At 70.5% G+C, this 11535-nt stretch carries 11 protein-coding genes; all 11 read right to left on the reverse strand.

Annotated elements, in window-relative coordinates; translation table 11 throughout:
• On the reverse strand, positions 1–1285 hold a 1285-nt coding region (locus QH270_RS27085), incomplete at its 3' end, for a hypothetical protein (protein WP_280346886.1).
• 59 nt (positions 1286–1344) lie between these two features.
• Positions 1345–2160: a hypothetical protein gene (locus QH270_RS27090; RefSeq protein WP_232999638.1), complete on the reverse strand. Its 816-nt coding sequence runs from the start codon at positions 2158–2160 to the stop codon at positions 1345–1347.
• Positions 2157–2753 (reverse strand): hypothetical protein, encoded by a 597-nt coding sequence (locus QH270_RS27095; RefSeq protein ID WP_280346879.1) that lies wholly within the window; start codon positions 2751–2753, stop codon positions 2157–2159. Before QH270_RS27095 ends, QH270_RS27090 begins: the two co-directional genes overlap by 4 nt.
• Positions 2754–2764: 11 nt before the next feature.
• A complete protein-coding gene (locus QH270_RS27100) occupies positions 2765–3019 on the reverse strand; it encodes a hypothetical protein (protein ID WP_110035603.1) in 255 nt (84 codons plus the stop codon).
• Positions 3016–3312, reverse strand: coding sequence for a hypothetical protein (locus QH270_RS27105; protein WP_022566424.1), 297 nt, complete (start codon positions 3310–3312; stop codon positions 3016–3018). Before QH270_RS27105 ends, QH270_RS27100 begins: the two co-directional genes overlap by 4 nt.
• A gap of 94 nt (positions 3313–3406) precedes the next feature.
• Positions 3407–4051 (reverse strand): hypothetical protein, encoded by a 645-nt coding sequence (locus QH270_RS27110; protein WP_280346880.1) that lies wholly within the window; start codon positions 4049–4051, stop codon positions 3407–3409.
• Positions 4048–4902, reverse strand: a complete 855-nt coding sequence (locus QH270_RS27115) for a MinD/ParA family ATP-binding protein (protein WP_280346881.1) — start codon at positions 4900–4902, stop codon at positions 4048–4050. The genes QH270_RS27110 and QH270_RS27115 overlap by 4 nt, the downstream gene beginning before the upstream one ends.
• Before the next feature lie 12 nt (positions 4903–4914).
• Entirely contained in the window at positions 4915–5949 is a 1035-nt protein-coding gene (locus QH270_RS27120; RefSeq protein ID WP_280346882.1) for a hypothetical protein, read from the reverse strand.
• A gap of 55 nt (positions 5950–6004) precedes the next feature.
• The gene (locus tag QH270_RS27125; RefSeq protein WP_280346883.1) at positions 6005–7654 is read right to left on the reverse strand and encodes a cutinase family protein; all 1650 of its coding nucleotides are present in this window, start codon (positions 7652–7654) and stop codon (positions 6005–6007) included.
• Between the two features lie 203 nt (positions 7655–7857).
• Complete coding sequence (locus tag QH270_RS27130; RefSeq protein WP_280346884.1) at positions 7858–10227, reverse strand: RelA/SpoT family protein; 2370 nt, start codon at positions 10225–10227, stop codon at positions 7858–7860.
• Positions 10228–10389: 162 nt separating this feature from the next.
• Positions 10390–11406, reverse strand: coding sequence for an alkaline phosphatase family protein (locus QH270_RS27135; RefSeq protein ID WP_280346885.1), 1017 nt, complete (start codon positions 11404–11406; stop codon positions 10390–10392).
• Positions 11407–11535: the final 129 nt, after the last annotated feature.

Raw genomic sequence — 11535 nt, forward strand, 5'->3', positions numbered from 1 at the left:
CCCCCGCGCCGCCGCCACCGCGTGGCGGCGGTGTGGGCGCCGGTCCGCGCGGGGACCGTCCACCTCCCGTGCCGCCCGCGCCGCCCGGGCGGGTACCGCCCGCCGCGCTGCCGAAATAGCCCGCCGAACCGGGTGCCGCGGCGGGCCGCGAGGCCACCGCCTTGGTGCCGATCGCGCCGAGCGCCATCGCGCCGACCGCGGTGCCACCGGCCACCATCAGACCGGAACCACCGGTGCCGACCGTGGCGACGGCGGGCGCGACCAGCCGCATCAGCGCGGGCAGTACGAAGGCCACGCTGCACAGCAGCACCAGCGCCACCAGCATCCGCTGCGCCTGTTCGCCCTCGGGCAGGCCACCGGAGGTGGTGGTCTCGTCGACGTGGCCCGCGGTGGTGAACGCGATCATGTACACGATCGCCGCGACGGGTTTGAACAGCATGAACGCGATGATCCAGCCGATCAGCTTCTGATAGGACTGCTTGCCTGTCCCCGTCGCCGACGCGGCCGCGGCCAGCGGCAGCACGCCCGCGGCCACCACGAGCAGACCCTGCCGCACGATGGCGAGCACGATCTGGGCGAGCGCGCCGAGCAGACCGACGATCGCGATGATCAGCACCAGGCCCGGTGAGAAGGCCTGCAACTTACTGGTTTTCACCATCAGCTCGGCCATGTTCTTGGCATTGCCGCCGGTGGCGTCCTGGATGATCCACTCGGAGAACTTGTCCGAGGCACGCGTGCCCGCGACGATCACCGCCCCGAGCATCCACGAGCTGAACACGACGCGGGCGAACAGGCGGAACGATTCGGCGGCCTCGCTGACGGCCGCCCCGCGTCTGGCTTCGGCCAATCTGCCGCCGGTGATGATCACCGAGGCGATCAACAACAGCATCTGGATCTGATACGTGTAGTCGTTGATCTTGGTGAACAGGGCGCCCGAATCGCTCACCGCCTCGTTGGGCACCTTCATCCAGAAGGTCAGCGCCAGGATCAGCGCCTCGCCGAGGCCCTTCATCAGCGAGTCGACCACCTTGCCGAAGGTGGAGTCCCAGGCCTTGTCCTTCACCGCGGTCGCCGCGTCGCCGGGATGCGTGGCGGCGTTGCCCGCCTTGCACACCGCCGAGGCCGCGTCACCGAGGGAGACACCGGGAATCGCGACACTGTCGAGCGTGTCGTGCAGTTCGTTGCACGCTTCGTCGAAGCCGTACTGCTGGCCGTAGGCCACGGTCGGCGTCGCGAGCATCACGGTGAAGATCACCGCGAAGATAGTGACGATCCGCCTCAGCATTGTTGGCACCCCTCGATGGTCCGCAGGGAATCGATCCGGGCTGTGCTGTACACCGATGCTCACCATTTCGTCCACCCCGCCAGCGATTCCACGTATTCGGTCTGGGTGTTGGTCGTGGTCGACGGCTTGAGCCGCCAGTCCCCGTCGTCCCACACCACGATCATCCGCATGGCGGCGTACAACTGCTTACCGTCGATCACCGGGCCGCGGGAGGCGAGTCGCACGATCGCCATGTCGTCGGCGTAGTCATCGATCTTGAACGCGTCGGAAGCCACGAAGTAGCGGGTCACCTTCTCCGGTTGTTGTTCCGGCAGCCGGTCGCTCGACAGCGCCGAATCGTAGGCCGCCAGTTGCGCGGTGCTGGCCCGCACCTGCGTGACGTACAGCGCGCGGTCGGCGGGCCGCGCGTTGAGGCGGTAGGTGATCTGGGCGGCGGCCAGCGCGGCGCCCTGCGGGGTCCGCGCGTAGCCGACCGCCATGCCGTTCTGGATCCGGGTCGGCCCGTCGGAGGTGGAGAACGGCACCGAGGCACCGTAGACCCGCTGCCAGCCGTGCGGTCGGTTGGTCCCGACCGGCGCGGCGGTCAGCCAGTCCGAATCCACCGGCGTGCGCTGGGTTCCCGGCACCTGTTCGAGCGGCTGGCCGGCCGGGTTGTTCGGGATGTCGACCCGGCGGCCGAGCACGTCGATCTCCGGATCGGCGAAACCCGTTCCGCCCGCGGCCTGCGCGGGCGGCGGGGCGTCGTCGGTGGCCGCGTCACCGCCACTGGTGAAGTACACGACCGCGCCGACGACCAGGATCAGGGCGAGCAGGGCGCCCGAGGCGATCATGCCGAAGGAAGCGCGGTCGCGCGCGCCCGGCTCCTTCTCGCTCACCTCGGTGCCTCCAATGTCACGATGTCGGTGGGTAGTTCGTCGATGGCGTCGACGGGTCGTTCGGTGGACCGGGGATCGGGTAACCGCAGTCGCCAGTCCCCGCCGTACCAGCTGACCGTGGTGTGGTTGACCGCCCGCGAGCGGTCCGAATACTCCGTGTACACCTCTACCCTGGACTGTTCGTCACGATATTCCGTGATTTTGTAACCCAACAATCTCGGCGCGTACTCGGGTGCGGCGGGCCCGGTGATGGACAGCTGCACCCGGTTGATCGCCCACTCGTCCCGCGCCGGTCCCGGCACCAGTTCCTGGTTCACCACCGCCGCCCACTGGGTGTCGGGCGCCACCGACAACCGGATGGTGTGGGTCAGCGCGGCGAGTCCGGCCCCGCGCGGGGAATGCTCGAAACCCGTCGCGGCGCCGCCGGTCTCGGCGGCCGGTCCCTGATCGGTGCGCGGCAGCGGGATGCCCTGGTAGTCCTGCCAGCGCACCCCGGTCGGCGCGGCGGACAGGTCGGGGCCGGTCTCGCCGCCCCGGCCGCAGCCCACCGCCGCGGCCAACAGCGCGATACCGACCGCGACCGGGCGCGTCATGGCAGCACTCCTCACGCCGGCAGGAACGCCAGCGCGATGCCGGACGCGGTACTGGCCACCGCGGCGCCGATCAGGCTCATCAGCACACCGTGCGAGGCGTCGTTGACGGCCAGGTCGGAACGGAACGCGATCCACAACCGGCCTGCCGACAGGATCATCCAGGCCAGACACGACAGCAGGACGAACCAGAGCAACCAGTTGAGCAGCTGCATCATCGGCGCCAGCACATCGGCCGGGATCTGCTTGTAGGCGAGCACGGTGATCACGTACCGATGACCGCGTTCATGATGGTGCCCGCGCTGGTCGCTACCACACCGCCGATCATGGCGCCCGCGACCATCTTCGGCGACTCGAGGCCGCCACCGGTCCAGCGCTCCCAGGCGAACTTGCCGCCCGCGTAGGTGATGCCGCAGATGCCCGACAGCAGCACGAACCAGGTGAGGTACCGCACCAGCTGCAGGATCTTCTCCGAGCCGGGAGGAGCTTCCGGTGTCGGATTACCCACCTGGGCCAGGACCGTGCCGTACGTGTCCTGCACGGCGAGGAGGATCATGCTCATCGGGTGCCTTTCTCCCACTGTAAAGGTGTTGTGCCACAAACACTTCGACGCCGACACACGTTTGTACACCACCGGCGGCCCGAGCGCCCGGCGGTCATGATCGACCCTCCCCCGGCGCGGACGTATCGATGGTCGCACGAATCGCGGCGACCAGATCGGTGCCGAGCTCGCCGATCTCGGCGGGCACCTCGTCGAGCGGATCGACCCGGCGTTTGCGCGGCGCGATCTCGTCGCCCGGTGACCACACCGGCAGCGCCTCCGACTCCACCAGGGTCCATTCCTCGATCCACGGCACCTGCCAGACGTGCCCGGCCAGCGAGCCGACCACGTCCCGGTACCGCCGGATCTCCGGCGGCACCCGTCCCGGCCGCGCCGCGACCGTGATCAGGCCGAGCACCAGCGACGGGCCGGCGAGCCCGGCATGGTGCTGGCGCAGCAGATCGTGCGCGCGGGTGAGACCGGAGATGGTCTCGCGCGCGACCAGGACGACATAGGGGGATTCGCGCTCGAACACGCCGGGCCAGCGGCCACGGGCGTCCGCGGCGGGGGCGAGCACATGCGCGAGGGTGGTGGCGCCGGAGCCGCCGTGCACCCCGAGCAGCCACACCAGCGGCGCCCGGCCCACCCCGGGCACCGGACGTTCCCAGATCGGCGCGCGCAACGATTCCGGCGGCGCGACGACCCCGATACCGGCGGGCGCCGGTTCACGACGACGACGAAGATTCATAGCGGCCGTCATGATGCCACCCCGGCGAGCAACCGCCCATATGCCGCACGCGTGGTCTCGGCCAGCTCGGCGTGCCGAACCAGCTCACCGCGGGCCAGATGGGGATCGTAGGGAATCTCCACGACCTCGCGGACCCAGCCCGACAGATGTTCGCGCAAATGCTCGGCAACGCGGGAGTCGTCGTGCGAATACTGGTGCGAGACAACGATGGTGGTGTCGGCGACGACTCCGGCGCCGTCGTCACCGTAGTGGTCGTCGAGCCATTCCAGCGTCACCCGCAGGCGGTTGGCCGCGTCGACCCTGGCCGGAATCGCCAGCACCAGCGCGATATCGGCGTCGTCGAGCAGGGGACGCAGTTGCCGTCCGGCAATCGGGTTGCCCCCGTCGTAGACCGCGGTGTACCCCCCGGCGTCCAAAGCCCTGGCGACAGTGAGATATGTCGCGCGCCTGCGCAACGGTGTGGCGTCGCGCCAGAGCAGTCCGAACCCGGAGGTCGAGCGCGACAGGCACTCCTCGAGCGGCGCCGGTTCGTCGTCGCCGCGGCCGTAGACCCAGGACTGCAGGTTCACCGGGTGCAGGTGCTTGTCGGCCCCGCGCAGCGCGAGATCGCTGCCCGCCGCGGTGGCGTCGACCGCCACCGTCGCCGCGCCCTCGGTGACCAGCTCGGCCGCCAGCCCGAGCGCCGTGGTGGTGGTCCCGGCGCCACCGCAGCCGCCGACGACCAGGATGGGCCGGTGCCCACCGCCCGCCCGCTCCCGGTTCTTGCGCCGCAGCCGCACGACCGGCGCCGGATCACCCGCCGCCTCGCCCCACCGCTCCCCCTCGGGGGCGTCGTCGAGCCATCGGCTCCAGTCGTCTGTCATCGCCTCTGCTCCTTACCCTGCCGCGATGCCCGTGATGAGCGTGCGATCGCCGACCCGCGCGGTCCGCACCGACTGCTTGGTGTACGTGGCCGGCGCCCCGGCGGGCCGGAACTCGGTCACCTCCACGGTGTACCGGTTCTCGGCGACCGTGGTGATCCGCACGCAGTGGGTGGTCCCCATCGGGATGGAATCGATGCCGCGCTGGATCACGGCGGCGGGCGAGACCGCGGCGTCGGACGTGACGACCGACCTGGCCAGCTCACCGGAGCGAGCCACGTAGTAGGCGTGCTGGAAAGCGAGCACGGCGTCGGGGCCGGAGGCGGTGCCGCCGGCCTCGTTGCTGCGCAGCACCGTCTCGGTGCGTTCGGTGGGGCACGCGCCCGGGGTGTCGGCCGTCAGGTTGCCCGCGGTGAAGTGCAGGGGCGCGGCGTGCTTGGCCGTGTCGCGGCCGAACAGCAGGAAGAACACGCCGGTGGCGGCGAGGACGAGCACCAGCACCGACACCGCGAGCACGATCCAGGCGCGATTGGCGCTGCGGTTGTCGCGCAGCGCGCCCGAGGGTTCGAGCACCCTGGCCTCGTCGTAGTCGTCGTCGGCGGCGTCTGGCCAGGGGAACTGGACCAGTTCCGCGTCGTAGTCGTCGTCGGGACCCGGCGCCGGTTCGGCGACCCAGTCGGACCAGCCACCGGTGAATTCGCTGCGCCGCGCGGCCAGTTCGGCGGGGGGCGCCGGCACCGGTTCGGGTTCGGGCGCGCTCGGGTACGCCGCCGGAGCCGGGTGGGCCGGCTCGGCGTCGGCGAAGGCGCGGGGATCCAGGGCGATCTTCTGGTCCGGCGGATCGCCCGCCGCGATCACCGGCGCGGGCTCGGAGAGCTCGGCGGCCGGTTCGGCGGACGGGGCGCGCTCTGGGCGCTGCGAATATCGGTCGGGACCGTCGTCCTCGCCCACCGTCTGCTCGGCCGTGGCCTGGCGCGCAGGGTCGGCTGCGTCGGTCTCGGGTTCGAGCGCCGAATACCAGCGCGACAGTTCGTTGTACGACTTCAACATTTCCCCCTTTCCGCGACGCCGGGCACAAGGATTCGCATGTCAGACCTCTCGGTGATCAGTTCACAGAGAACGGGCGGGTGGTGGGAGCGGTGGTTCCGGGTAACGCGGCAGGCGGAGTCGTCGCGCCGCCGGATGAGGCGCCATCGGCTCCTGTCCCGAACGGAAATTGTCCCCCACCGGAGGGTTCGGGCGTCGTAGACGCGCCGGTCGGCGAGGTGAAGATTCCGCGACCGCGCTGGTCCGAGCCCCCGAGCGGCACCGCGCCGCTACCCGAGGTGCCCGCCGCGTCGCGGGCCAGGGCGGCGAACCAGTCGGCCACGTACCTGGTCGGCGTCGCGCCGTCGGCGCCGACTCCCATGCGGGAGTACGCGTCGTGGCGCTGGGTGGTGTCCCAGTAGCGAACCCAGGTGGAGACGTCCAGGAGTTCCTGGTTGTCGGTGATGTTCTGGGTGACGGCCGTGAACGCCTCGTTGACCAGCCGCACGCCGGTGGTCGGCGGCACCAGTTGCGGGACGGCGCCCGCCAGCTTGCTGCCGAGCAGCGTGAGTCCGACCAGCGGATTCGACAGTGTGGCCGTGGCCAATTCGGCGATACTCGCCGGATTGAGCACGCTCTTGACCACCGTGCGCACCGCGTTGAGCCCGATCATGCCGACCTTCAGCAGCGCCCGCAGCGCGCTGTTGACGTCGAGCGTGCTGCGCGGGTCGGCGGCATCGGCGAGGCGCTCGGAGATCGACTTGGCCGGCGAGAGCGACACATCGGCGAGCGTGCTGCCGGAGATGTCCTCGTTCACCACGGTCGTCGCCGTTTTGATCGAGGTGAAGGCCAGCGCCTGGGCGATCGAGGCCAGCGAGCCGATGGGATCGCCGCCGGAGAGTTTCACCTGACTCACCAGGTTGGTCACCGCGCGCAGCAGCGGCGCGCCCTGCGGCGCGTCGCACGCGAGATCGCCTGTGGCGCAGAAGCTCGCGACACGGCCGGTGAGCGTGCCGAAATCGGCGGGCTGCTCGGTCTGGTTGCCGAGCCCACCGCCCGGGGCGGGCGCCTGGCGAACCGCGGCGATGTCGTCGAGGGCGGCACCGGAGGTGCCAGGTGCCGCGATGGGCGCGGTGCGGTCGGGCGCGCCGGGGAACAGCGGGGCGTTCGCGCCACGCGTCGGGTCGGCGAACAGCGCGACCGCGGCGACCTTGTCGGCGGGCACCGCGCCCTGATTCGCGCCGACCTCCTGGGCGAACAGCGAGGCCACGTGGGCGCCTTGCGAATAGCCGACCACACCGATCCGCGATTGGGGGCAGCGCTGGATCACCTGGGTGGCCATCGACCGCAGGCGCTCGAGCCCACCGGCGACGGATTCGCTGTAGGGCACCACGCCACCGGGGACGGCACCGCCGAAACCCGCCTCGTAGGGCACGTAGGCGCGGTCGACCAGGCCCGGCTCGGCCGCCGCGGCCAGCATCGGCCGGAACACCGTGGACAGCATGCCGGTATCGGTGCTCGTCGCCGCGTCCGGCGACGATTCGCCCGTGCCCTGGATCCCCAAGGCGTACAGTGCGGGACACGCCGAGATGGATACATGCGTGGACGGCGCGTCGGTCGACTCCTCGTCCGCGTGCGCCACACCTGTCGATACGGACGCCAAGGCGACGGCGGACGCGATCATCGTCCCCGCGAGCCGTGCCGTGCACCGAGCCATATCGATCCGCATCACAGTCCATTTCAGGCTGACCAGTGGAGCGTTGAAACGCACTAAACCGTAACAGATTCCGGCCTATCGAACCGCTGCCCTAACTGGCCCTTTCACTGCCCCAGCAAACCCGCCGAGAGCCAGCAACTTCCTGGCGAAGCGAGGTCGCGCGGGACATGAAGCGGCCCGGGCACACTCGCGCGTGCCCGGGCCGGTGACGTGGATCAGGCCGCGGAGGTGACCCGGTAGACGTCGTACACGCCTTCGACATTGCGCACGACGTTGAGCAGGTGCCCCAGATGCTTGGGATCACCCATCTCGAAGGTGAACTTGCTGATCGCGACGCGGTCGCCGTGGGTGGCCACCGAGGCCGAGAGGATGTTGACCTTCTCGTCGGCGAGCACCTTGGTGACATCGGACAGCAACCGCGTGCGGTCGAGCGCCTCGATCTGGATGGCGACGAGGAACACCGAGGACGGCGAGGGCGCCCACTCCACCTCGATGATCCGTTCCGACTGCGACTGCAGCGACCCGGCGTTGGTGCAGTCGGTGCGGTGCACGCTCACCGCGCCGCCGCGGGTGACGAAACCCATGATCTCGTCGCCCGGCACCGGCGTGCAGCATTTGGCCAGCTTGGCCACGGTTCCCGGCGCACCGGGAATGAGCACGCCCGCGTCGCCGGTGACCCGCTGCCTGGCCGGCGTGGTGGACGGGGTCGACCGCTCGGCCAGTTCGTTCTCGACGTCACCGATGCCGCCGAGCTGGGCCATCAGCCGCTGCACCACGTGATGGGCGGAGACCTGGTGTTCGCCGACCGCGGTGTAGAGCGCGGAGATGTCGGAGTAGTGCAGTTCGTGCGCGACCGCGGTCATGGCGTCGACGCTCATCAGCCGCTGCAGCGGCAGCCCGACCCGGCGCACCTCCTTGGAGATCTGCTCCTTGCCACTCTCGAGCGCCTCCTCGCGCCGCTCCTTGGCAAACCACTGGCGAATCTTGGCCTTCGCGCGTGGCGAGACCACGAAGTTCTGCCAGTCCCGGCTCGGTCCGGCGTTCTGCGCCTTGGAGGTGAACACCTCCACGACCTCGCCGTTCTCCAGCTGACGTTCGAGCGCGACGAGGCGTCCGTTGACCCTGGCGCCGATGCACTTGTGCCCGACCTCGGTGTGCACCGCGTAGGCGAAGTCGACCGGGGTGGACTTCTGCGGCAGCGTGATCACATCGCCCTTGGGCGTGAACACGAAGATCTCCGGCGACTTGAGATCGAAGCGCAGCGATTCCAGGAACTCGGCGGGGTCGGCGGCTTCCCGCTGCCAGTCGAGCAGCTGCCGCATCCAGGCCATGTCGTCGACCTCGGCGGCGTCACCGGAGTGCTTGCCCTTGGTCTCCTTGTAGCGCCAGTGCGCGGCGATGCCGAACTCGGCGGTGCGGTGCATGTCGTGGGTGCGGATCTGCACCTCGAGCGGCTTGCCGTCGGGGCCGACGACGGTGGTGTGCAGCGACTGGTAGACGCCGTAGCGCGGCTGCGCGATGTAGTCCTTGAACCGGCCCGCCATGGGCTGCCACAGCGAGTGCACCACACCGACGGCGGCGTAGCAGTCGCGGACCTCCTCGCACAGGATGCGCATGCCGACCAGGTCGTGGATGTCGTCGAAGTCCTTGCCCTTGACGATCATCTTCTGATAGATCGACCAGTAGTGCTTGGGCCTGCCCTCGACCACGGCGTTGATCCGCGACGCGGCCAGCGTGTTGACGATCTCGGCGCGCACCTTCGCCAGGTAGGTGTCGCGCGAGGGCGCGCGGTCGGCGACCAGGCGCACGATCTCGTCGTACTTCTTGGGATGCAGGATCGCGAAGGCGAGGTCCTCGAGCTCCCATTTGACGGTGGCCATGCCGAGGCGGTGCGCCAGCGGCGCGATCACCTCGAGGGTCTCCTTGGCCTTCTTGGCCTGCTTCTCCGGCGGCAGGAAGCGCATGGTGCGCATGTTGTGCAGCCGGTCGGCGACCTTGATCACCAGCACGCGCGGGTCGCGGGCCATGGCGATGATCATCTTGCGGATCGTCTCGGCCTCGGCGGCCGCGCCCAGGTTGACCTTGTCGAGCTTGGTGACGCCGTCGACGAGGTGGGCGACCTCCTGCCCGAACTCCTCCTTGAGCTGGTCGAGCGAGTAGCCGGTGTCCTCGACGGTGTCGTGCAGCAGCGCGGCGACCAGCGTGGTCGTGTCCATGCCGAGTTCGGCGAGGATGTTGGCCACGGCCAGCGGGTGCGTGATGTAGGGGTCGCCGGACTTGCGGAACTGCTTGGCGTGGCGCTCGTCGGCGACGTCGAAGGCGCGCTGCAGCAGCGCCAGATTCGCCTTCGGGTACAGCTCGCGGTGCACGGTGGCAAGCGGTTCGAGCACCGGCTTGACCGCCGCGATGCCGCGCTGACCGGTCATCCGGCGGGCGAGGCGGGCACGCACACGCCGCGACGCCGAACTCGGCACCGACGCGGTCGGGGATTGCTTGGGTGGCTCGGGGGTCGCCGGGGTGCCGTTGGTCCGCGGGGCTCCGGTGGAATCCTGCCCAACCTTCGCCTCGCCGAGTTGTCGAGTCATGCCACCGCCTCTCACGCTGCATTCGGACCACGTCGGCCGAGTGCTGCAACCGCCCGGACCACCAACTTTAGTCCCCGCACCGACCTGGTGTTCGATTCCCCGCGGTCACAAGCGTGAGACGGTAGGGACGCGGCCCGAAATCGGCCGCCGACCTGCGGATCGTCAGCGTTCGTCGGCCGGTGCCGGACCGGTGCGCAGGCTGTGACCGTCGAGCGCGCCGGGCGCCACGCCCAGCAGATCGAGCACGGTCGGGGTGATGTCGACGAGGGAGTGCGTGCCGGTCGTCGTGCCGGGGGTGAAGTCGGCGCCGCGGGCGATGACGAAGTTCGCGGTCTCGTCGGGCTGCTGGCCACCGTGTCCGCCGGTGGGCAGGTGGCCGTGGTCGGTGGTGACGAGCACGGTCCACTGTTCGTCCGGGTGGGCGGCGGCGCGCCGGTCGACGGCCGCGACGATCTGCCCGACCAGCGCGTCGGTGCGGCGGATCGCGGCGAGATAGGCGCGCGAGGCCGCGCCGTGCCGGTGTCCGGCGAGGTCGATCTGGTCGAGGTGGGTGAACACCAGATCGGGCCCGGTGCGCGCGATGGCGGCGGCGACCTCGCTCGCGGTGGCGGCGTCGGTGCGCGACTCGTCGGTGTCGCGGGGATCGGGCGCGGTGGTGAGGGCCAGGTCGGCGCGCCGTTCACCGCTGGCGGCGATGGTCGCGATCTGGTGCCAGGTGCCGATGGACACCGTGTGCCGGGCGGGGTCGGCGCGTTCGATCCGGGTGAAGACGCTGGGATGAGCGAGGAACGGACCGGCGTCGAAGGTGTTGTCGGTGATGCCGTGCGCGGTGTCCCATACCCCGGTCAGCACGCTCGCCCAGGAGGGCCCGGAGATGGTGATGTGGCCGTCGATGTGGCCGCGCGAGAGCAGGCCCTGGGCGGCGAGGTGACGCAGGCGCGGAGCCTGGACGCGGTCGGCCTTGTCGTAGAGCAGGCCGTCGATCCCGATGACGACGACCTTCGCGACCGCGCCGGGCCGCCCCGCCAGCGGCACCCCGAACGCGGCGGCGCCTGCCATGGGCGGTACCGGATCGTCGAAGGCGGTGTCGGAGCCCGCCGCCGAGCACAGCAGCGGGATCGTCAGGAGGGCGGTGGCCGCGGCCACCAGGACCTTCGCGGGTGCCGACAGCTCGCGCATGTCCTCACGATGCGTCGTGGGGGGGCGGCGCCCCCCCCCCCGCCGGGCCGGGGGGGGAACGGAGGGTAGCCGAAACCCCCGCCCGCGCGCCCCCCGCAGACCCAGGCCACCACGAGCAGACACACCAGG

The sequence above is a fragment of the Nocardia neocaledoniensis genome, from assembly GCF_029868625.1.
In the GTDB taxonomy this organism is placed as follows: domain Bacteria; phylum Actinomycetota; class Actinomycetes; order Mycobacteriales; family Mycobacteriaceae; genus Nocardia; species Nocardia neocaledoniensis_A.